The sequence below is a fragment of the Microbacterium mcarthurae genome (assembly GCF_046064585.1).
Taxonomy (GTDB): Bacteria; Actinomycetota; Actinomycetes; order Actinomycetales; family Microbacteriaceae; genus Microbacterium; species Microbacterium mcarthurae.
Genome location: NZ_JAROCE010000003.1, coordinates 1 through 20,751 on the forward strand (window position 1 = coordinate 1; position 20,751 = coordinate 20,751).

The 20,751-nt window shown below is 70.7% G+C and carries 24 protein-coding genes; 8 read left to right on the forward strand and 16 right to left on the reverse strand.

Annotated elements, in window-relative coordinates; translation table 11 throughout:
* Nucleotides 1-545: 545 nt before the first annotated feature.
* On the forward strand, nucleotides 546-902 hold the full coding sequence (locus P5G46_RS10025) for a sterol carrier family protein (RefSeq protein ID WP_239276022.1): 357 nt from the start codon (nucleotides 546-548) through the stop codon (nucleotides 900-902).
* Nucleotides 903-988: 86 nt separating this feature from the next.
* Here P5G46_RS10025 and P5G46_RS10030 read toward each other — a convergent pair whose 3' ends face one another.
* The 6 genes from P5G46_RS10030 to P5G46_RS10055 form a co-directional block, all read right to left on the reverse strand.
* Nucleotides 989-1,924 carry a sugar kinase gene (locus P5G46_RS10030; RefSeq protein WP_239276023.1) on the reverse strand — a complete coding sequence of 312 codons (936 nt, stop codon included), beginning with the start codon at nucleotides 1,922-1,924 and terminating at the stop codon, nucleotides 989-991.
* On the reverse strand, nucleotides 1,924-2,562 hold the full coding sequence (locus P5G46_RS10035) for a bifunctional 4-hydroxy-2-oxoglutarate aldolase/2-dehydro-3-deoxy-phosphogluconate aldolase (RefSeq protein ID WP_239276024.1): 639 nt from the start codon (nucleotides 2,560-2,562) through the stop codon (nucleotides 1,924-1,926). The genes P5G46_RS10030 and P5G46_RS10035 overlap by 1 nt, the downstream gene beginning before the upstream one ends.
* Nucleotides 2,552-3,778, reverse strand: a complete 1,227-nt coding sequence (gene manD, locus P5G46_RS10040; protein WP_408905630.1) for a D-mannonate dehydratase ManD — start codon at nucleotides 3,776-3,778, stop codon at nucleotides 2,552-2,554. Before manD ends, P5G46_RS10035 begins: the two co-directional genes overlap by 11 nt.
* 61 nt (nucleotides 3,779-3,839) lie before the next feature.
* Nucleotides 3,840-5,240: an MFS transporter gene (locus tag P5G46_RS10045; RefSeq protein WP_408905631.1), complete on the reverse strand. Its 1,401-nt coding sequence runs from the start codon at nucleotides 5,238-5,240 to the stop codon at nucleotides 3,840-3,842.
* 46 nt (nucleotides 5,241-5,286) lie between these two features.
* A complete protein-coding gene (locus P5G46_RS10050; RefSeq protein WP_408905632.1) occupies nucleotides 5,287-6,291 on the reverse strand; it encodes an L-idonate 5-dehydrogenase in 1,005 nt (334 codons plus the stop codon).
* Nucleotides 6,292-6,335: 44 nt separating this feature from the next.
* Complete coding sequence (locus tag P5G46_RS10055; RefSeq protein WP_239276028.1) at nucleotides 6,336-7,832, reverse strand: mannitol dehydrogenase family protein; 1,497 nt, start codon at nucleotides 7,830-7,832, stop codon at nucleotides 6,336-6,338.
* Between the two features lie 145 nt (nucleotides 7,833-7,977).
* On the opposite strand from P5G46_RS10055, the gene P5G46_RS10060 reads away from it, so the two are divergent.
* Nucleotides 7,978-8,949: a LacI family DNA-binding transcriptional regulator gene (locus P5G46_RS10060; protein WP_375094872.1), complete on the forward strand. Its 972-nt coding sequence runs from the start codon at nucleotides 7,978-7,980 to the stop codon at nucleotides 8,947-8,949.
* A gap of 135 nt (nucleotides 8,950-9,084) precedes the next feature.
* Nucleotides 9,085-9,420 carry a potassium transporter Trk gene (locus tag P5G46_RS10065; protein WP_239276030.1) on the forward strand — a complete coding sequence of 112 codons (336 nt, stop codon included), beginning with the start codon at nucleotides 9,085-9,087 and terminating at the stop codon, nucleotides 9,418-9,420.
* Nucleotides 9,421-9,437: 17 nt separating this feature from the next.
* On the opposite strand, the gene P5G46_RS10070 is transcribed toward P5G46_RS10065, so the two are convergent.
* Complete coding sequence (locus P5G46_RS10070) at nucleotides 9,438-10,049, reverse strand: zinc-binding alcohol dehydrogenase (RefSeq protein ID WP_375094871.1); 612 nt, start codon at nucleotides 10,047-10,049, stop codon at nucleotides 9,438-9,440.
* Nucleotides 10,050-10,157: 108 nt separating this feature from the next.
* Here P5G46_RS10070 and purM point away from each other — a divergent pair, with 108 nt between their 5' ends.
* Both purM and purF read left to right on the forward strand, forming a co-directional pair.
* The gene (purM, locus tag P5G46_RS10075; RefSeq protein ID WP_239276032.1) at nucleotides 10,158-11,300 is read left to right on the forward strand and encodes a phosphoribosylformylglycinamidine cyclo-ligase; all 1,143 of its coding nucleotides are present in this window, start codon (nucleotides 10,158-10,160) and stop codon (nucleotides 11,298-11,300) included.
* A 6-nt stretch (nucleotides 11,301-11,306) separates the two neighbouring features.
* On the forward strand, nucleotides 11,307-12,782 hold the full coding sequence (gene purF / locus P5G46_RS10080) for an amidophosphoribosyltransferase (protein WP_239276033.1): 1,476 nt from the start codon (nucleotides 11,307-11,309) through the stop codon (nucleotides 12,780-12,782).
* 181 nt (nucleotides 12,783-12,963) lie between these two features.
* On the opposite strand, the gene P5G46_RS10085 is transcribed toward purF, so the two are convergent.
* Entirely contained in the window at nucleotides 12,964-13,146 is a 183-nt protein-coding gene (locus tag P5G46_RS10085) for a DUF3073 domain-containing protein (RefSeq protein WP_239276034.1), read from the reverse strand.
* Nucleotides 13,147-13,309: 163 nt separating this feature from the next.
* On the opposite strand from P5G46_RS10085, the gene P5G46_RS10090 reads away from it, so the two are divergent.
* Nucleotides 13,310-13,825 (forward strand): universal stress protein, encoded by a 516-nt coding sequence (locus tag P5G46_RS10090; RefSeq protein WP_239276035.1) that lies wholly within the window; start codon nucleotides 13,310-13,312, stop codon nucleotides 13,823-13,825.
* Between the two features lie 3 nt (nucleotides 13,826-13,828).
* On the opposite strand, the gene P5G46_RS10095 is transcribed toward P5G46_RS10090, so the two are convergent.
* The 3 genes from P5G46_RS10095 to P5G46_RS10105 all read right to left on the reverse strand — a co-directional run bounded on the left by P5G46_RS10095 (nucleotide 13,829) and on the right by P5G46_RS10105 (nucleotide 15,655).
* A complete protein-coding gene (locus P5G46_RS10095) occupies nucleotides 13,829-14,434 on the reverse strand; it encodes a PadR family transcriptional regulator (RefSeq protein ID WP_408905633.1) in 606 nt (201 codons plus the stop codon).
* Nucleotides 14,434-15,279: a DUF4097 family beta strand repeat-containing protein gene (locus P5G46_RS10100; RefSeq protein WP_408905634.1), complete on the reverse strand. Its 846-nt coding sequence runs from the start codon at nucleotides 15,277-15,279 to the stop codon at nucleotides 14,434-14,436. Before P5G46_RS10100 ends, P5G46_RS10095 begins: the two co-directional genes overlap by 1 nt.
* Nucleotides 15,280-15,490: 211 nt before the next feature.
* A complete protein-coding gene (locus P5G46_RS10105) occupies nucleotides 15,491-15,655 on the reverse strand; it encodes a hypothetical protein (protein WP_239276038.1) in 165 nt (54 codons plus the stop codon).
* 216 nt (nucleotides 15,656-15,871) lie between these two features.
* Between P5G46_RS10105 and P5G46_RS10110 the strand changes: the two genes are divergently transcribed.
* Together P5G46_RS10110 and P5G46_RS10115 are read left to right on the forward strand one after the other, a co-directional pair.
* The gene (locus P5G46_RS10110; RefSeq protein ID WP_239276039.1) at nucleotides 15,872-16,141 is read left to right on the forward strand and encodes a DUF7218 family protein; all 270 of its coding nucleotides are present in this window, start codon (nucleotides 15,872-15,874) and stop codon (nucleotides 16,139-16,141) included.
* A 2-nt stretch (nucleotides 16,142-16,143) separates the two neighbouring features.
* Complete coding sequence (locus tag P5G46_RS10115; protein WP_239276040.1) at nucleotides 16,144-17,109, forward strand: DNA topoisomerase IB; 966 nt, start codon at nucleotides 16,144-16,146, stop codon at nucleotides 17,107-17,109.
* Nucleotides 17,110-17,111: 2 nt separating this feature from the next.
* Here P5G46_RS10115 and P5G46_RS10120 read toward each other — a convergent pair whose 3' ends face one another.
* The 5 genes from P5G46_RS10120 to P5G46_RS10140 are packed head-to-tail and all read right to left on the reverse strand — an operon-like array spanning nucleotide 17,112 to nucleotide 20,725.
* On the reverse strand, nucleotides 17,112-17,429 hold the full coding sequence (locus tag P5G46_RS10120) for a metal-sensitive transcriptional regulator (protein WP_408905635.1): 318 nt from the start codon (nucleotides 17,427-17,429) through the stop codon (nucleotides 17,112-17,114).
* Nucleotides 17,387-19,051 carry an FAD-dependent oxidoreductase gene (locus P5G46_RS10125; protein ID WP_408905636.1) on the reverse strand — a complete coding sequence of 555 codons (1,665 nt, stop codon included), beginning with the start codon at nucleotides 19,049-19,051 and terminating at the stop codon, nucleotides 17,387-17,389. Before P5G46_RS10125 ends, P5G46_RS10120 begins: the two co-directional genes overlap by 43 nt.
* Nucleotides 19,048-19,209: a hypothetical protein gene (locus P5G46_RS10130; RefSeq protein ID WP_408905637.1), complete on the reverse strand. Its 162-nt coding sequence runs from the start codon at nucleotides 19,207-19,209 to the stop codon at nucleotides 19,048-19,050. Before P5G46_RS10130 ends, P5G46_RS10125 begins: the two co-directional genes overlap by 4 nt.
* Before the next feature lie 59 nt (nucleotides 19,210-19,268).
* Nucleotides 19,269-20,252, reverse strand: a complete 984-nt coding sequence (locus P5G46_RS10135) for a cation diffusion facilitator family transporter (protein ID WP_408905638.1) — start codon at nucleotides 20,250-20,252, stop codon at nucleotides 19,269-19,271.
* The gene (locus tag P5G46_RS10140) at nucleotides 20,249-20,725 is read right to left on the reverse strand and encodes a transporter substrate-binding domain-containing protein (RefSeq protein ID WP_408905639.1); all 477 of its coding nucleotides are present in this window, start codon (nucleotides 20,723-20,725) and stop codon (nucleotides 20,249-20,251) included. Before P5G46_RS10140 ends, P5G46_RS10135 begins: the two co-directional genes overlap by 4 nt.
* Between the last annotated feature and the right edge of the window lie 26 nt (nucleotides 20,726-20,751).

Below are 20,751 nucleotides of genomic sequence, written 5' to 3' on the forward strand. Positions count from 1 at the left end.
GTCCAGGACACGCGGACACTTCGCGCCGGCGCCCGCGTGTTTTGGACACCGAAGCGGGGGACGCGCCCGCGTCCGCGTGTCTTGGACACCGAATCGGGAGGACGCGCCTGCGTCCGCGTGTCTTGGATAGCGGACCGGGGATGCGCCTTCCGCCGCGTGCCATACCCACGGCCCAGCGCCTTCCGCCGCGTTGAGTGTCCAAAACACGCGGACTCTTCGCGTGCGCGTCCGCGTGTCTTGGACACTCAAGTCGGAGATGCGCCCGCACCCGCGGGTCACGCCCACGGCCCACCGCCTTCCGGCGCGTTGAGTGTCCAGGACACGCGGACTCTTCGTGCCCGCGTCCGCGTGTCTTGGACACCGAATCGGGGGGACGCGCCCGCGTCCGCGTGTCTTGGACACCGAATCGGAGGGACGGGCCCGCGTCCGCGTGTCTTGGACACCGAATCGGGGGTTCGCCCCCCCCGCGCCCGCACCCCCGCGTCTCGGACACCGCCCCGGGGGATGCGCCCGCCGGGCCGCAGCTCGCGGGTAGCGTGGATGCCATGCCTCCCCGCCGCATCGACACCGGAGACGGCCGCGCCGCGCTCGCCGTCGTCGCTGCGGGAGGGGCGCCTCGCGCCGCGACGGCGACCGCCGTGCGCTACCTGCTGCAGTTGCTGGTCGAGAAGGCTCCCGGCAACTCGGTCGAGATGCGTGTGCCCCCCTTCGGCGCCGTGCAGGTGATCGAGGGTCCTCGTCACACCCGGGGCACGCCGCCCAACGTGGTCGAGACCGACGCCGCGACCTGGATCGCCGTCGCCACGGGAGCCGAGAGCTGGGCGGATGCCGCCGCCTCCGGGCGCATCGTCGCCTCCGGTGTGCGCGCCGACCTCAGCGCGCTGCTGCCGCTGCGTCCGTAGCGCGCCGGCTGGGCGTACCCCCGCGCCGCCCGAGGCGCCGCGCACTCGTGCCGCGGCCACGCGGCGGCCGGCAAGCGCGCATCGCGTCAGCGCCGGACGGGGTCTCCGCCGTCGCCCCGGAGGAATTGCTCGAGCTCGCGCCGGGTCGGGGCCGCTTCCCAATCGCCGGGCACGAGACACGCCATCGCCCCGCACGCGTTGGCGCGCACGAGCGCGTCGGCGGTGTCGCGCCCCTCCAGGAACGCGCTGAGGTAGCCGGCGACGAACGCGTCGCCGGCACCGACCGTGTCGAGAGGGTCGATGACGAATCCGGGGGACTGCGTGACGCCCGTCCTCGTGACGACGGCAGCTCCTTCGGGTCCGCGCTTGACGATCACCTGCTCCACGCCGGCCGTGAGCAGCCCGCCCTCGGCATCCGCTCCGAGGAGCGCGAGCTCGTCCGCGCCGCCGAACACCAGGGTCGCGCGCTCCGCGACCCCGCGCAGGATCGGTCCCGCGACCTCGGGGGAGGCGAGGGCCGAACGGTAGTTGACGTCGAAGCTCACCGGCACACCGGCAGCGTGGGCGCGCTCGACCGACGCGACGATCGCGGCGTGCGCGCCGTCGGACAGCAACGGGGTGATCCCGGTCACGTGCAGGAGGTCGGCGCCCTCGATCCATCCGTCCGGAACGTCCGCGGTGGTCAGGCGGGAGCCGGCCGATCCGCGCCGGTAGTAGTGCACGGCAGTGGATGCCGCGGACGGGCGTTCCTTGAGCATCAGCCCCGTGGGTGCGTCGTCGTCGACGATGGCGCGTACGTCCAGCCCCTCGCCGCGCAGCTCGCGGACGAGGCGTTCGCCGAGCGGGTCATCGCCGACGCGGCCGAGCCACGACGTCGTGATGCCGAGGCGCTGCAGGCCCACGGCGACGTTGCTCTCGGCCCCGCCGATGCCGAGGGCGAGCGACGCGGCGTGGCGCAGCGATCCGATCTCCGTCGTTCGGGCGAGCGCCATGGTCTCGCCGAGCGTGATGACCGTGGGCATCAGGAAGCCCCCGCGCACACGTCGACGAATCGCGCGGCCCGTGCGCGCAGTCCAGCGCGGTCGCCGCCCCGGAACGCGTCGCCGAGAAGGGGACCGCCGACGCTGACCGCCACGGCGCCCGCCGCGAGCCAGGCGGCCGCTCCCTCGGCATCCACTCCTCCGGAGGGGACGACGGCGATGTCGGGGAACGGGCCTCGCAGATCGGACAGGTAGCCGGGGCCGACCTGGCCGGCCGGGAAGATCTTGACGGCCGAGGCTCCCGCCGACCACGACGCGAACAGCTCGGTCGGGGTGAGACCGCCCGGCACTATGGGCATACCGGCCGCGACCGCGCGCTCGACGAGCGCCGCGGAGGTGATGGGGGTGACGACGTACTCTGCGCCGACCTCGATGGCCCGTTCGAGCTGCGCGGGAGTCGTCACGGTGCCGATGCCCAGATCGAGGGCGTCGCCGAAGCGCGAACGCAGGTCGGCGAACCGGTCGAAGGTGCCCGGGGTGGTCAGCGTCAGCTCGACGCTGCGGATGCCGGCCTCGGCCAGCGTGTCGAGCACGGGCGCGTAATCCTCGGCGCGCGCGGCCCGCGCGACGACGACGAGCCGCGACGCCAGGGTGCGTGCGGGGAGGGCCTCACCAGTCATGCACGGTCCCATCGAGCAGGCGGTTCACGGGCAGATACGCCTTCGTGTACTCGTGGGCGCTCGCCGCCTCCTCGTCGAGCTCGACACCGAGTCCCGGCTGATCGCCGGGGTGCAGGAACCCGCGGTCGAAGGTGAAAGAGGTGCGGAACACCTCGAGCGTCTGCTCGTTGTGCGGCATGTACTCCTGGATGCCGAAGTTGTGGATCGCCAGGTCGAGGTGCAGGGCCGCTGCCATGCCGATCGGCGAGATGTCGGTGGGTCCGTGGATGCCGGATCGGATGCCGTAGATCGCGGCGAAATCGAGGAGCTTCTTCATCGCGGTGATGCCGCCCGTGTGCGTCACGGCGGAGCGGACGTAGTCGATGAGGCGCTCGGTGATGAGCGTCTGGTAGTCGAAGACGGTGTTGAACACCTCGCCGATGGCCAACGGCGTGGTCGAGTGCTGCCTCACCAGGCGGAGGGCGGCCTGGTCCTCGCCCGGCGTGCAGTCCTCGAGCCAGAACAGGTCGTACGGTTCGACGTCCTTGGCGAAACGAGCGGCCTCGATCGGTGACATCCGGTGGTGGCCGTCGTGGAGCAGGCGCAGGTCGGTGCCGAACTCCTCGCGGATCTTCGCGAACACACCGGGCATGTGATTGAGGTACTGGCGGGTGTCCCAGGTCTCCTCGGCGGGACGGTCGCCCGAGCGCTTCGCGGGCTCGTAGTCGTAGCGCACGCCCGGGCCCGCGGCCGAGACGCCGTAGATCTGTCCCAGACCCGGCACGCCGGTCTGCACGCGCACGGCGGTGAACCCCAGCTCCCGGTAGCCCGTGATCGCGTTGGCGAGGGCCTCGAAGTCGGTGCCGGAGGCGTGGGCGTACACGCGCACGCCGTCACGGCTCGCCCCTCCGAGCAGCTGATAGAGCGGCATCCCCGCCTTCTTGGCCTTGATGTCCCACAGCGCCATGTCCACCGCGGCGATCGCGGCCATCGTGACGGGTCCGCGCCGCCAGTACGCACCCCGGTACAGGTACTGCCAGGTGTCTTCGATGCGGTCCTCGTCGCGGCCGACGAGCATCGAGGCGACGTGGTCGGAGAGGTACGACGCCACCGACAGCTCGCGGCCGTTCAGCGTGGCATCCCCCCATCCGACGATGCCGTCGGAGGTGACGACCTTGAGGGTGACGAAGTTCCGACCGGGGCTGGTGATGACGACGTCGACGGACTCGATGCTCATGCGGGGTCTTTCTGTTCGAGAAGGGGAGGGGCGGGGACGCGACGGCCCCCGCCCCCGGGGATCACATCGCCGCGCGCGGGTCGGTGAGGTCGCGGCCGGTCCACTCCGGCGCCACGAGAGCGGCGACCAGGGCCGATGCGGTGAACACGCCCATCAGCACCATGATCGGCACGATGCTGCCGGTGGCCGCGGCCACCCAGGCGGCCGCGATCACCGGGCCGATGCCGGTGGCGATGATGGCCGCGATCTCGCGCACCACGGCGGTGAGGGTGTACCGGTTGCGGGCGCCGAAGATCTCGGGGATCGAGATGTTCTCCATGGATGCCAGGCCCAGCACCGAGATGTTGTGGATCAGCGCGTAGCCGACGAAGATCCAGCCCACTTCCCGCGAGTTGATCAACAGCAGCGTCGGGACGATGAGCACCAGCGAGAGCGCGGACATGACGATGTACATGCGACGGCGACCGAACCGGTCGCCCAGCCAGCCGACCACCGGGATGGTGACGAAGCCGAGGAGCGAGGAGACGATGACGACCTCGGGGCCGACCTCCTTCGACACGGCCAGGGTGATCGTGATGAACGAGATCAGGTACGTCTGCACGATGCCCGAGTTGCCCGCCTGCCCGAAGCGCAGGAAGAACGACACGAGCACGGCCTTGAGGGGCTTGCGCTCCAGCGACTCGAGGGTGCGGATGTCGTTGGTCTCGGTGGCGACCTTCTTCAGCTCTGCACGAGAGAGCGCCTTGCCGTCGACGACGTCGGTGCGCTCTTCGAAGACGGGGCTCTCCTTGAGGTTGAAGCGCACCCACAGGGCGAACAGCATGATGACGGCGCTGCCGATGAAGGGGATGCGCCAGCCCCACGCGATGACGTCGCTCTCCATCATCACGGCGAGCAAGATCGCCCAGATGCCGGAGGCGAACAGCGTGCCGCAGTTCGTTCCGAGGGCGACGAGGGAGGCGACGATGCCGCGGCGGTTGTCGGGGGCGTACTCGGCGAGCATGACGCCGGCGCCCGAGATCTCGGCGCCCGCGCCGAAGCCCTGCGCCAGCCGCAGGATCACCAGCAGGATCGGGGCGAGGATGCCGACCTGCTCGTAGGTCGGCAGGACGCCGATGAGCGTGGTCGCGGCACCCATGAGCAGGATCGTGTAGAACAGCACCTGCTTGCGGCCGATCTTGTCGCCGATGCGGGCGAAGAAGAACGCGCCGACCGGGCGGGCGACGTAGCCGACACCGTACGTCGCCATCGCGAGCACGACCGCCATGGCGGCGTCGCCGCCGGCGAAGAAGATCTGGCTGAACACCAGGGCGGCGGCCAGCGAGTAGAGCTGGAAGTCCATGAACTCCAGCGCCGTCCCGAGCCAACCGGAGACGGCGGCGCGGGCGAGGTCGCCCACGGACCGTTTGGCCGTGGGCGGGGAAGCCGACGCGTCGACGCCGGGCAGGGAAGAGCTGCTCATCGGATTACTCCTTCGTAGTGATGACGGGTGCTGCGATGACGGTGGGTCAGAGGGAGAGGAGGACCTTGGCGGATGCCGAGGAGTCGCGCGCCGTGGCGAACGCGGACTCCGCGTCGGTGGCGGGGACCACGTGCGAGATGACCGAGTCGAGGGTGTCGGTGGAGGCCAGGAGCGCGATCGCGTCGTCGATCTCGGTCGAGAAGCGGAACGCGCCGCGAATCGTGAGTTCCTTGGCCAGCAGGGGCGCGAGGTTGACGCCGATCTGGGCGTCGGGGAGCATGCCGACCTGGACGACCGTGCCGGCCCGGCGCGCGGCGCGCACGGCCTGCGTCAGCGCGACCCCCACGCCGGAGCACTCGAAGATGATGTCGAAGGACTCGGCGGAGATCTCGTCGGTTCCCACCAGGAACGTTTCCGTCGCGCCCAGCGCGCGGGCGCGCTCGAGGGGCTCGGGGCGGACGTCGCTCGCACCGACCACCGCCGCGCCGGCGTGCACGGCGGCGGCAGCGACGAGGAGGCCGATGGGGCCGGCGCCGACGACGAGCGCCCGCTTCCCTGTCAGGTCGCCGGCCAGGTTCACGGCGTGCAGGGCGACGGCGAGGGGCTCGGCCAGGGCTGCGCGCTCGAGGGGGAGCCCCTCGGGGAGGACGCGCACCATGTGCTCCTCGACGATGAGCAGTTCGGCCGCGCCGCCCTGACGGTGGGGGAACGCCGCCGCGCTCCCCAGGTAGTCGCCGCCGGGGCGGAGGTGGGGGCGCTCCTCCAGGCCGGGCACGGACGGGCCGAAGCGGGCGGGGTGGACCGTCACGGGGGTGCCCGGTGCGAGGCGCCCCGACGGGTCGAGGTCGACCTCGGCCGACAGCTCGTGGCCCGGGGTGAGGGGCTCGCGCACCGCGTACTCGCCGTTCTTCCCGTGGAAGTAGTAGTGCAGGTCGGAGCCGCAGACGCCGACGTACCGCACGCGCAGGCGGACCTCGCCGTCGCCGGGCTGCGGCTCGGGACGGTCTTCCCAGCGGATGTCTTCTGCGCCGTGGATCGCGAGAAGCTTCATCGCGTCTCCTTCGTGTCGTCGCGCTCTCGGGAGCGCCGGGGTGATCAGGGGGTGGTGGGCGCGAGCGTTCCGGATGCCGCGAGGCTCTCGGCGATGGCGCTGTCGACACCGCGCTGGACGATGGTGTCGACCAGGTCGCCGACGCGATCGACGAACACCGTGCGGTCGGCGAGATCTTCGCCGAACAGGTGCAGGTCGACGATGGCGCGTGCCGCGAGATCGCGTCCGGTTCGTGCGGGAACGGCCGTCAGCCGCTCGCGTGCGGGGTCGGTCATGGCGGCCGCGTGCGGGCCGGGATCGAACCCGGCGGGCGGGGCGATGCACGCGAGATACGCGGCGACGGTGAGCGCGATGAGGTGCGGGAACTCGCCGCCGTCGAACGCATGCGCGACGGGCCCGGGGATGCGCTGGCCCAGCTTGACCGAGCCGTCCGAGCCGACCTGGCTCGTGCGGTGCCCGAGCGCGCTGTTGCCCCACCGGGAGAACAGGTCGCGCTCGTACTGCGCGATGTCGATTCCCGCCGGCGCGACGACGGAGGGTTCGTACTCGCGGCGCAGGACGGCGGCCGCAGCTGCTTCGATCTCGCGCTGGGCGATGGCATCCGGGATGGTGGCCGCGCCGCGCAGGGCCCCGAGGTAGGCGATGAGGGAGTGCGTGCCGTTGAGAAGGCGCACCTTGAGGAGCTCGTAGGACCCCACCTCGTCGGTGAAGACCGCGCCGCCGGCTTCCCACGCGGGGCGGCCGCCCGCGAACCGGTCTTCGATCGCCCACATCGTGAAGGGCTCCGCCGGTACGGGGATGTCGTCGCGGACGCCGAGCAGGGTGTTCACGCGCTCCACGAGGTCGGGGGTCGTGGCCGGCACGATGCGGTCCACCATGCTGGAGGGGAACGTCACTGCTCCGTCGAGGAAGCGCAGGGCGTCGGCGCCTTCGGTATCCGGGAGCTCCTGCAGGAAGGCCCGTACGAGCTTCTCGGTGTGCGTGCCGTTGGACAGGAGGTTGTCGCAACTCAAGATGGCGATCGGCTCGGCGCCCGCCTGGGCACGTCGCTGCAGGCCCCGCGCGAGCTGACCGATGGTGGATCGGGGGTCGCCTCCGCGCAGATCCGCGGCAACGATCGGGTCGGTGAGATCGAGGCGTTGCGTCGACGGGGAGTAGCTGTAGCCGTTCTCCGTCACCGTCAAGGTCGCGATGCGGACCCGGCGGTCGGCGAGATCGGCGACGACCCGGCCCGGGTCGTCGGCGGCGACGTACGAGTCGGTGTGCACGCCCGGTACATCGAGCGCGGTGCCCTCGGGGGAGATCGTGGCGACGGAGTAGAGGTGGTCCTGCGCGTGCAGGGCGTCGACGATTCGGCGGGAGCGCGAGGCGACGCCGATGATCCCCCAGTCGCCGCCGGAGGCGCGCAGGGCGGCCGCGGTGTAGACGGCCTGATGGGCGCGATGGAAGCTGCCCAGACCGAGGTGCAGGATCCCGTGCCCGGAGAGGGCGGGTGGAACCGCGACGGAGGTGTGTGCACCACGGTGCAAGGCGGCGTTCATGCGGGGACCCCGGCGGTGCAGGCGGTCGACCCGGGGAGATCGTCGATGATCGGCATGAAAGCACTCTGACGGTTTTGTGCAAACTTGTCAAACATTTGCATTTGGCGATGACCGATGATGGAGACCTGGACAGGAAGGGGCGGCGGTGGCAACGAGTCTCACGGAAGTGGCCAAACACGCGGGCGTCTCGATCGCAACGGCGTCTCGCGCCTTCAGCGAACCCGACCGTCTGGCCTCGTCGACGCTCGATCGGGTTCGCCGTGCCGCCACGGAACTCGGGTACGCCACGCCGCAGGCCAACGTCGGCACCCGCACCATCGGAGTCGTGGTGCCGGATGCCGCCAACCCCGTGTACGCGACGCTTCTCAAGGCCGTTCAAGGGCAGGCCTGGCACGGTCGTCACCGGATCGTCCTCTTCGACACCGACGAAGACCTGCGCCGCGAGCGTGAGTCGATCGAACTGGCGCGGCGCCTCGACGGCTTGCTGCTGTGCTCGCCGAGACTCCCCGAAACCGAGGTCGTCACCCTGCTGGGCGATACCCCGACCGTCGTCGTGAACCGCTCGATCCGCGGAACGGTGAGCGTCGTCATGGACGCCGAGCACGGCCCCTCGCAGGCTGTCGAGCATCTGGCGGCCCTCGGTCACCGCCGCATCGCCTATGCCTCAGGTCCTCTCGGTTCCTGGGCCGACGACCGCCGCGCAGACACGGTGGAGCGCGCCTGCGAGCGATACGGCATCGGGCTGACCCGCCTCAGCCACCACGCTGCCTCGATCCAGGGAGGACGCGCGGCGGCGGCCGCCGCCGCCGCGAGCGGTGCCACCGCGATCATCGCCTACAACGACCTGGTCGCGCTCGGGCTCGAAGCGGGGCTGGCGGATCTCGGCCGCACGTGTCCGGCCGACGTCAGCATCGTCGGCATCGACGACATCGATCTGGCCGGTGCGGTCACGCCGAGCCTCACGACCGTCCGGATGCCGATCGCGCGGTCGGGCGCGCTCGCCGTGGAGCTGCTCCTGAACCTGTTGACCGGTGCTGCCGTCGATGACCCGCCCGAACTGCCCTCGCAGCTCATCGTGCGCGGCTCCACCGCCCCACCGCGGTCGGACGTCTCCTGACCTCCGCGAAGCCGTCGGTCGTCGCGTGGCAACCGCCCTCCCGCCGACCGCGCCGACGCCGCGGTGGCATCCCGAGCTCCTCGACGTCGTCGCATTCGCGGCCCGCGTCGGGCCCCGTGGTGGGACAATGTGAGCATGGCTGAGCAGCCCGCCCCTGAACGCAAGCCCCTCGTGCACGAGGAGATCGTCACGCTGCGCGTGCGGCGCGCCCCGAAGTACGGCGTCTTCTTGGCGGCCGGGGCCCTCCTGGGCATCCTCGCTGCGCTCATCCTGACCTTCGCGATCGACGGTGCCGACATCAGCCCGTACACCCAGGTCGTGTACACGCAGCTGCAGGTCTTCGGATTCACCGCGCTCATCTGCGTCGTCATCGGCGCGACGCTCGGTGCGGTCGCCGCCCTCGTCTCCGAGCGTGTCGTGGGGCGTCGCGTGCGCGACGTCGCCGTCGATCACGAGCGCTACCGCTACTGACGGTCGCGGGTCGCCGGTCAGGCCAGCTCGGCGATGATCGGATGGATGGCGGTGTCGAAGGCGACGACGTCGCTGCGCAGGCCGTCGGTGACCGCCACGGTCAGCGACCCGATCCACCACACCCCGCGCTGCGCGAGCGGGAGGACCTGCACGTTGAGTTCGAATGAGTGCGCCCGGCGTCCGACTCGGCGTTCGTGCTCGGCGATCGCGCTCGCATACGCACGGTAGGAGACGCCAGGTCGCGCGGTCTGCTCGCCCGCGTACCGGGCGTGGGCGTGGCGGGCGAACTCGACCGCCGGCGTCGCGTGGGGGAGGATCGCGTCGCGCAGAGCGTCCGCGCGCCCGGTCGGCAATGCGACCAGGTCGTCGAAGCCCTCGACGAGTTCGAGCGGCACGGGCGAAGGATGAGCCAGCGGCTCGACCGTCATCGACCAGAATTCACGCCACTCGCGTTCGAGCAGTGATTGTTCGGCTTCGGGGCGGGGCGGACCTTCGTAGGCGGGCACGCGGCGCAGGGGCGGCACCTCGTCGGGAGCCCGGATGCCGCAGACCTGGCGCAGGTACAGCGCGACCAGCACGGGCACCGCCGCGTCCTCGCGGATCACCCACTCCGGCTGACCGGCCACCATGGCGCCATTGTAAAGACGCGCGTGGCGCCGAGGGGCGGTCCTTGCGCAGGACGGCCCCCTCGGCCTGCGCGGGAAGAGGCTGTCGGGCCGGGCGGGTAGTCTGTTCCGGTGGCCTCTGCTCCCCACGAAAACCCCTACTCCGCTGCCGGCGTCGACACCGCTGCGGGAGATCTCGCTGTCGAGCTGATGAAGTCGGCCGTGCGCCGCACCCACGGCCCCGAGGTGCTCGGGGGAGTGGGTGGTTTCGCCGGCCTGTTCGACGCCTCGGCGCTGCGCGACTATGCCCGCCCGCTGCTGGCGACCAGCACCGACGGTGTGGGCACGAAGGTCGCCATCGCACAGGCGATCGACAAGCACGACACCATCGGCGAAGACCTCGTCGGAATGGTGGTCGACGACATCGTCGTGGTCGGCGCCCGCCCGCTCTTCATGACCGACTACATCGCGTGCGGCAAAGTCGTTCCGGAGCGCATCGCCGACATCGTCGCCGGCATCGCCCGGGGGTGCGCAGCCACCGGCACTGCCCTCGTCGGTGGCGAGACGGCCGAACACCCCGGCCTGCTCGGCGTGGACGACTACGACGTCGCGGGCGCCGCAACGGGCGTCGTCGAGGCCGCTCGCGTGTTGGGCGCCGAGCGTGTCCGCGGCGGTGACGTGGTGCTGGCCCTGGCCTCGAGCGGGCTGCACTCCAACGGGTACTCGCTCGTTCGCCACATCGTCGCCGGTCGTGGCATCACGTACGGCTCGGCCTCCGCCGAGCTGGGCGGCACCTGGGGCGAGGCTCTTCTCGAGCCGACACGGTTGTACACCTCGCCGCTCCTGCGTCTGCTCGACAACGCGACCCTCGGCCCTGGCATCCACTCGCTCAGTCACGTGACCGGCGGCGGCATCGCCGCGAACCTCGCGCGGGTGCTGCCGCAGAACACGTGGGTCGATGTCGACCGTTCGACGTGGAGCCCCTCGCCGGTGTTCCGTGTGCTCGCCGATCTGGGCGGGCTCGACCTCACCGCGACCGAGGGCACCTGGAACCTGGGCATCGGTTTCCTCGCCGTCGTCGCTCCCGAGATCGCGGATGCCGCGGTCGCGGCGCTGCGAGCCGATGGCATCGCGACGTGGCAGGTCGGTGTGGTGCGCGACGACGCGCGCCCCGACGGAGAGTTCGAACAGGGCGCGAAGGGCGTCGACGGGGGCGCCGTGCGCCTGGTCGGCGCGTACGCGGATGCCGGGGTCCCGGCGAACGGAGCGAAGTAACACTTCATGTGCGGCATCGTCGGCATGGCCGGGCAGGGCCCGGTCAACCAGGAGATCTACGACGCGCTCCTGCTCCTCCAGCATCGCGGCCAGGATTCCACCGGCATCGCGACGGCGGAGTCGAGCGGTGTCTTCCACATCCACAAGGCGCGCGGCCAGGTGCGCGAGGCGTTCCGCACCCGCGACATGCGCGCGCTGCTCGGCGACATCGGTCTCGGCCACGTGCGCTACGCCACTAAGGGCACCGCCTCCAGCGAAGAAGAGGCGCAGCCGTTCTACGTCAACGCGCCGTACGGCATCGTCCTGGTGCACAACGGCAACCTCACGAACACGCGCGAGCTGACGAGCGAGCTGTTCCACAAGGACCGGCGCCACCTCAACACGAGCTCCGACACCGAGCTGCTCGTGAACATCCTCGGTTCGGAGCTGCAGACCGAGATCACCGGTCCCGACCTCGATCCCGCGCAGGTGTTCCGCGCCGTCGCGCGCGTGCACGAGCGCGTCGAGGGCTCGTACGCCACCATCGCGCTCATCGCGGGCTACGGTCTGCTGGCGTTCCGCGACCCGTTCGGCATCCGTCCCCTCATCCTCGGCCGGCGGCCCGCGCCCGAGGTGCCCGGCGGTGAGCCGCGCGACGAGTGGGTCGTGGCATCCGAGTCGCTCGTGCTCGAGAACGCCGGCTTCGAGGTCGTGCGCGACGTGGAGCCGGGCGAGGCGGTGTTCGTCACGCTCGACGGCACCCTGCACGCCCAGCAGTGCGCGCAGACCTCCACTCTCGCTCCGTGCTCGTTCGAGTACGTCTACCTCGCGCGCCCCGACTCGGTGATGAACGGCGTCTCGGTGTACGAGACGCGTCTGCGCATGGGGGAACGCCTCGCTGACACGATTGCGAAGTACACCCCGGCCGGGGCCATCGACGTGGTGATGCCGATTCCCGATTCGGCGCGTCCGGCCGCCATGCAGGTGGCCCGCAAGCTCGGCATCGAGTACCGCGAGGGCTTCTACAAGAACCGCTACGTCGGCCGCACGTTCATCATGCCCGGACAGGCCGTGCGCAAGAAGAGCGTGCGTCAGAAGCTCAACGCGATGTCGACGGAGTTCCAGGGCAAGAACGTCCTCCTCGTCGACGACTCGATCGTCCGCGGCACGACGAGTCGCGAGATCATCCAGATGGCCCGGGATGCCGGCGCGAAGAGCGTCACGTTCGCCTCGGCGGCGCCGCCCGTCCGGTACCCGCACGTGTACGGCATCAACATGCCGTCGCGGCAGGAACTCGTGGCCCACGGCCGCACGATCCCGCAGATCGCCGAGGAACTCGGTTGCGACTACCTCGTGTACCAGGAGGTCGACGACCTCAAGGCCGCGATCATGGAGGGCACCGATCTGGTCGACCTCGACATGAGCTGCTTCGACGGTCGCTACGTCACCGGCACCGTGTCCGAGGAGTACCTCGCCTGGGTCGAGGGAAGCCAGGAGTCCTGACACCGCGCGACCGGGGAGACCGGCATCTCGGATGCCAAGGCGCGAGGCGACACGGATGTCGAACGCGTGCGCGATGCTTCGCGAAGGAATCCGGGTTCTCCGAAGACCGCCTCGGCGGAGGTGATCGCACGCGGGCTGCCGGGTCGTCGGAAGAACGCCGACGCGGCCGAACGGGGAGAGGCTAGGCCTTCTCGTCCTCGTACTCGTCGGCGTACTGGTCGGCCCACTTGTCGACGTACGCGTCTTCACCCGATTCGGGTGCGCCAAGTTCGCGCTCGAGAGCGGAGTAGTTCACCGAGTAGGTGTCGTACTTCAGCTCACGGGCGATCTTGGTGTTCTTCGCCTTCTGACGGCCACGCCCCATGCGAGACCCCCTCACGATCGACGTCGAGGGCCACGCTCTGGGCCCTGCGTATTGCGGTTCCGGACCGAGCCGGTAAGAGTAACAGCCAGGATATCACGGTGCTTTCTGACCCCGGCTGTCGCCGGTCGACGCCGGGGCACCGCGCGAGCAGAGGAGCCCTGCCATGGCTGAGAACACCCCCGCCCCCACGTCATCGGGAGCAGTCATCGCGGGCGTCGTGCCGGGGCAGTCGCCCCGGGTCATGCGCGCCGCCGCACGGCAGGCGGCGATGGCCGGTGTCCCGCTCGTGCTCGCGCACGTCGACACGACGCGCTTCGTGGCGTTCGAGGACCCCGACGGCTACGTGAACCCCACGACGGTCGACGTCATCGGCGCGGCCGCGCGCGCGGCGCTGTCCGAGGTTCAGTCGGCGGCGGAGTCGACCCTGGCCGGCGAGTCCGTACCGTGGTCGGTTCGGCAGCTCCTCGGGGATCCCGCACTCGCGCTCATCCAGCTCGCGGACGAGCTGGATGCGTCGCTTCTCGTGGTCGGCACGCGCAAGCGCGGACTCGGAGAGTCGTTGCGCGAGTTCCTCACGGGCTCGGTCGCGGCGCGGCTCAGCCACCGGCAGCACCGTCCGGTGCTGGTCGTTCCGCTGGGTGAGCCGCTCGCGCCCGATGAAGAGCTCGTCTGGGAGTGACGGTCAGCCGCGCATCGCGCGACTGACGGCCTCCGAGGCGTGACGCAGCGCCGTCTCGATCTCGTCGACTGCGGATGCCGCGAGCTCGCCGCCGCGGGCGACGTGCGAACGCAGCTCCGCCCGAGCGCGGCCGCGGAAGTCCGTGAGGGCGGCGTCGGCGCGGTGCAGCTGCTCCCGGCTGCGCACGCGCGGGTCGTCGGCCGGGGCGCTGCGTGCCTGCTCGCGCTCGTCACGCGACGCGGCGGCGAGATCGGCGCGCAGGCTGCGCATGGCATCCCGCACGCTCCCGCGCACTTCGTCGGCGATGAGTCGGACGCTGTCGGCGAGTCCGGCCTGGATGTCTTCCAGGTCTCCTCCGCGCGCCTCTACCTCGGCGCGTCCGGCGTCGGTGATCTCGTAGACGGTCTTGCGTCCGTCGACGGTCTTGGTCACCAGGCCCTCTTCCTCCAGCTTCGCCAGTCGGGGGTAGATCGTGCCGGCGGAGGGAGAGTACGTGCCTCCGGTGCGTTCGGTGAGGGCCTGCATGAGGTCGTACCCGTGGCGCGGGCCCTCCGCGAGCAGGCTCAGGATGTAGAGGCGAAGGTCGCCGTGCGAGAAGACCGGGCTCATCACCATTCCTCCTCTCCGGCGAGTTCGTCCGGGCGCAGGCCCGAGACCCCGCGGCGAAGAACGGTGATCTCTCCGGAGACGGTGTTCGCGCGCACGTCGACGAACGAGCCGGCGAGGGTGCCGGTCGATCCGGAGTAGTTGGTCGGACCGGATCCCGACCGCACGTGGCCGTCGATCTGCACGCGGCCGCTGACCGAGCGGGCGACGTAGTTCGCCGGCAGCTCGCGATCGAGGCGGATGGTGGCCGAGCCGTTGACGGAGTTGAGGCCGATCGACTGCATCGCGCCGGTCGAGTCGACGAGCATCGCTCCGGAGACCGTGTCGATCGAGGCCTTCGTGACCGCGCCGGTCACGGCGACGTCGCCCGAGACGCTGTTGGCCGTCAGCGCGCCCTCGAGCTCGCGGACCTGGACATCGCCCGACACCGCATTCAGGCTGACGTCGCCGACGAGTCCGTCGACGATGATGTCTCCCGAGACGGTGTTCAGCTTGGCATCCCGACGCAGGCCCGTGACGAGTGCGCTCGCGCTGACGACGCCGAGGTTCAGGGCGACGGTGCGCGGAACGGCGACGCTGACCTCGGCACGGGGTCCGCCGGAGCCGAAGTTCCGGAACACTTCGAGGAAGTTGTCCCACCGCAGTTGCGGGTGGTCGATCTCGAGTTTGCCGTCGCTCATCTCGATCCGCAGATCCTTGACCGTGACGCCGTGCACTTCGATGCGGGCTCCGGGGTCGTCGTGCGCGACGATGTCGACCTGACCGCCGACGAGGCCGATCTTCAGTTCTCGCACGCCGTCGACGTCGATCACGCGCGTCTCGCCCGGGTGGACGATCCATTTCTCCATGACGGATTCCTCTCTCGCGATATATCGCGTTGTGAGTCAGTATCGCGATATATCGCGAGTGCGTCAAGAGGGATATGAAGGGGAGCGCCGCGCCAACCCCGGGGCGGAAACGACGAATGCCACGCGCTGCGAACAGCACGTGGCATCCGGGCGGGGTTGCCCGCGGGGGATCAGGCGTCGCGCACCCGAAACGCGACCGCCCTCTCGGGGGTTAAACCGGCTTGCGACCGCTGATCAAGCGGAAGAGCAGGACGATCAGCGCGATGAGTCCGACGATGATCGCGATCCAGAGCAGGAAGCTCGCGGCCTGGCTCAGACCACTGAAGATGGCGATGACGATCGCGGCGACGATGATGATGATCAGGAAGATGTTCATGGGGGGCTCTCCAATGCTTTATCCGCTGGCGCGGCAACCGGCGAGTGGTTGACTTCTACGTTCTCACCCCTCCGTCATCTCGGCAGGGGCTTGACGTTCCTGGAAATTGGCTGGTAGCCCGCGTGATCCGTGCCAGGGCCGGGCCTTCTGTCAACCCCACGAACGGTCGAGGCGTTCAGGTCGTAGCTTCGTGGCATTCGACGGAGGGAGACGGCGATGCCCCAGGGGCGAGGATCCAACAGTCTGAAGGACCCGGAGATGTACGAGGAGCTGCGCAAGCAGGGCGACTCGAAAGAGAAGGCCGCGCGCATCTCGAACGCCGCCGCTGCGCAGGGGCGCGGCAAGGTCGGTGCGCGGGGCGGTCACGCGGAGAACTACGAGGACCGCACGGTCGACGAGCTGAAGAAGCGCGCGAAGGAGCTCGGCATCACCGGGTACTCCGGCAAGAAGAAGTCGGAGCTGATCGACATGCTCCGCGATCACTGACGGTGGCGCGACTGATCCGGGTCCGTCCCTACGAGGACCCGGGGTTCCGCAGGGTGCGCTCCGGTTCGGGATTCCGGTTCGTGGATCACACGGGAGCGGCGGTTCCCGAACGCGAGGCGGAGCGCGCGCGAGGGCTGGTCATCCCACCCGCATGGCGCGAGGTCTGGATCGCGCAGCAGCCCAACGCCCACATTCAGGCCGTCGGCACGGACGAGGCCGGACGGCGCCAGTACACATACCATGCGGACTGGGCCAAGCGCCGCGACAAGGGCAAGTTCGCCCGCGCGCTCGAGCTCGCCGAGGCGCTTCCCCGCGCGCGCGCTCGAGTGACGCAGTCGTTGCGCCGTGGCGACGTCGACCGTGAGCGCGTGCTCGCGGTGTCGTTCCGGCTGCTGGATCAGGTCGCGCCGCGCGTGGGCAACGCGCGCTACTTCGCCACGAACGGCAGCCGGGGGCTCACGACCCTGCAGAGGAGGGATGCCACGGTCGAGGGCGATCTCATCCGCCTGTCGTTCCCGGCCAAGAGCGGCAAGCGCGCCGAGCTCTCGCTCCGGGACGCCGAGGTCGCGGCGCTGATGACCGAACTCGCTGCGGGCCGGTCTCGCGCGGCCCTGTTGAGCTACCGCCGGGGTCGCCGTCGCGTGTCGCTCACCCCGGGCGACGTCAACGCCTACGTGCGGACGCTGACCGGCGGTCCGTTCACGGCGAAGGACTTCCGCACCCTGCGCGGCACCATCCTCGCCGCGGAGGCGCTCGCCGAAGCGGGCGTCGCGGCGACGAAGAACGAGCGCAAGCGCGTCGAGCTCGCCGCGGTCCGTGCGGCCGCCACGGCTCTCGGCAATACTCCGGCGGTCGCGCGGTCCAGCTACATCGATCCCCGCGTGTTCTCGCTCTACCGGCGTGGTCGCACGATGGAGCTGGGCGGATCGAAGGATGCCGCGATCCGCCGGCTCATCCTCGGGGAGTGACGTCAGGCCAGGGTGAGGAACAGCTTCTCGAGATCCTCGAGCGAGAGCCGGTCGTCCTCCGTCGCGGTGCCGTCGTCCTCGATCAGGCACGTGCGCATCGCGGTGCTGACGATGGCGAAGCCGGCCCGGTCGAGCGCCTTGCTGACCGCCGCGAGCTGCGTGACGACGGCGCGGCAGTCGCCGCCGGCTTCCACGGCCTCGATCACGGCCGTGAGCTGGCCGCGTGCACGCTTGAGCCGGTTGGCGGTCTTGCGGATGGTCTCGGCGTCGGTCTCGCTCACGGGCGGATCCCTTCGGTGGCGGTGCGTCCGGCGGCCCATGTGAGGTAGCCGCCGTCGAGGTTGCGGACGTCGTGGCCGGCGGCGCTCAGCAACCGCGCCGCGGTGTGTCCGCGTTGTCCGACCTGGCAGTGTACGACGAGCGGACCCTTCGGCAGAGGTGTCCCTCCGCTCCGCAGCTCGTCGAGCGGGATGCGGACGCTGCCGGGGATGGCGCCGGCAGCTACCTCGGCGGGGGAGCGGACATCGATCAGGGTCGCTCCCGCCTCCCGCGCGGCATCGAGCTCGTGCCATTGGAGCGTGCGCGTCAGTCCTCCGCGAAGGTTGTCCGCGACGTAGCCGAGCTGATTCACCGCGTCCTTGGCCGCGCCGAACGGAGGTGCGTAGGCCAGCTCGAGACGGGACAGCCTCGAGGCGGGGACTCCCGTCTGCATGGCGAGCGAGAGCACGTCGATGCGGCGGTCGACGCCGCGGCCGCCCACGATCTGCGCGCCGAGGATGCGATCGTCCGCGGGGGCGATCATCAGCTTGATGGCCATGCGCTCGGCGCCGGGAAAGTAGCCCGCGTGGTCGGTCGGATGCGTGTGCACGATGCGGTGCGGGGTGCCCTCGGCGCGCAGGCGGGCCTCGCTCGCGCCGACGGTGGCGATGACGAGATCGAAGACCCGCAGGATCGCGACCCCGGTCGCCGGCTCCGCCGGCTCGACGGCGTCGACGCCGAGGACGATCGCGTCGGCGGCCGATCGCCCGTGCCGGTTGGCCAGACCGGCCATGGTGACCAGGGCGGCCGCGCCGGACGCGGCGTCGGTCTTCTCGGTCGCGTCGCCGACGGCGAAGATGCGCGGGTCGGACGTGCGGTGCCACGCATCGACCGCGATACCTCCCGAGTGTCCGAGCGGCAGCCCGGCTGCGACCGCGAGCGCGGTGTCGGGCCGCGGGCCCCGCGCGTCGATGACGAGGTCGGCATCGAGGGCGTCGCCGGAGTCCAGGACGACGCCGGTCTCCGTGACACGGGCGATCGCGTCGGAGAGGCGCAGGTCCACGTCGTGGGCGCGGAGCTCCTCGACGACGGGGCCCGCCATCTCGGCATCCAGGGGCCGGAAGGGGAGTGCTCCCCTATGGACGAGGGTGACGCGGATGCCGCGCCGCGCCAGGTTCTCCACGGCTTCGAGGCCGATGAAGCCGCCGCCGGCCACGATCGCGTGGGTCGCACCGGATGACAGGGTCTCGACGATGCGGTCGACGTCGCCGATCGTGCGGAGGGTCGCGACGGGGATGCCGTCCTCCGAGCCGGTGAGCGGGGCGGGCGGAACGGTGCCGGGCGAGAGGATGAGCGTGTCGTAGTCCAGTGCCTCTTCGGCGCCCGTCGCCAGGTCGCGGACCCGGATCGTGCGGGTCTGGCGGTCGACGGACACCACCTCGTGGCGGACGCGGACATCGAGCGCGAAGCGCGCCCGCAGACTTTCGGGCGTCTGCACGAGGAGGGACGCGCGGTCCTGGATCTCGCCGCCGACGTAGTACGGCAGTCCGCACGAGGCGAAGCTGACGTGCGGGCCCCGCTCGATGACGATGATCTCGCGGTCGTCGTCCAGTCGGCGCAGCCGGGTCGCGGCGGACATGCCACCGGCCACGCCGCCGACGATGATCGTGCGCGGAGCGGTCATCGTCCGAACAGGCGCGACCAGAGTCCGCCCCCGTCGGTGCGCTCGTGCCCGGGGCAGCGGTCGGCCCGCGGGACTCCCGCCAGGACGCTGTCGACGTGCTGGCCGCATCCGGACCAGGTGGTCTTGCCGCAGGTGCGGCAGGTGACGGCTCGACACATGTCGGTCTCCTTCTCGGTCGTGCCGCCAGTGTAGCAATACCCCCGGGGGTATTGTGCCCTCAGCGAGCGGATCGCGAAGTCACGACATCGGGGAGCTCCGCGACGGGCACGATGACGATGTCCTCGACCTTCCAGTCCAGCGCCGCGCAGGCCTCGCGCGCCGCGTCGAGCTGAGCGAGGGAGACCGTGCCCTCGCGCGGGACGACGAACGCCTCGATGTGGAACACGTGTCCCTCGTCGCGGGCCCGACTGCCCGCCTCGCGCACCCAGTCCAGGCCGGCGAGGACGCCGTCGACGCGATCGACCAGCGGGTGAGGGATCCGGTCGTCGAACGTGGTGGCTCTGGCATCCATCAAGTCGGTGACGGCGGCGAGGAGATTGCGCACGCCGTCGTGCACGATGCTTCCGGCGATGAAGAGGGCCGCCGCGGCATCCAGCCACCACAGGCCGAGGCCGATCCCGGTCACCCCGACGATGGTGCCGAGCGAGGTCATCCAGTCGGCCTTGTTCATGTCGGCGTCGGCGTAGAGCACTTTGTCGTGCAGTTCGCGCGCGAGCCGCATCTTCATCCGGCCGAGGATCACCGGCGGCACACCGGTCACGACCATGACCGCGATCATGAGCCACCCCAGCCAGACGCTGTGGCCGAACAGCGCCACCGTCCCGATCGTCGGGTGTTCGGCCCGAATCAGGCTGAGTCCCGATTCGACGACGAGGAAGCTCCCCATCCCGGCGAGGGCGACGGCGGCGACGACGTGCCCCACCGCGACCGAGCGGTGATGCCCGTACGGATGCCGAGGGGTCGGGCGGCGGCGGCTGATGCGGACCGCCACAAGGAAGGCGATCGGCGGGATGAACGACAGCAGATCCTCGAACCACGCCGCCCGCATCGCCTGCGAGTTGCCGAGGACGAGCAGCACCAGGGTCGCGGTCACCGTGAGGATGCCGATCGAGACCCGCTCCAGCCGCTTCGCCTTCCGAAGGGCTTCCGCCTGCGCCGGGGGCAGCTCCGTCCGACCGAAGGCCACCGTCTCGCCGCTCACCGCTCGCCCTCCTCGGTGAGGAAGGTCTCGAGCCGCGACAGGAACGCGTTCTCGCCGAGCGGCACGAGCATGACGATCGACGCCGTGGATCCGTCCGCGAGGGTCGCCTCGGCATACGGGCGACTCACCCCGGCGTCCGTCGTCCACGGTGTGGCGTCGGTGATCCCGGCCGCGACGACGTCGAGGTCGCCGTCCTTGAGGCCGCGGACGAGCGCTTCCTCCGAGCCGACGGTGAACTCCACCTCGGCGTCGAGCGCGGCGGCGAACGCACGCAGGCGCTCCACGTCCGTGCCCGAGACGCCGTCGCCCTCGACCCGCACCCAGTCGCCGTTGGGGGACACTCCGGCGTGCAGCACCCCTTCCTCGACGGCCTCCAGCGTCCCCTCCGGGTCGGAGGGAATCCGGATGCCGCACCCCGAGACGCACAGCACGATCGCGGCGGCGACGAGCAGCGCGGCGAATCTCCTGCCCATGGATGGCCCTCCTCTCGTGTGCCGTC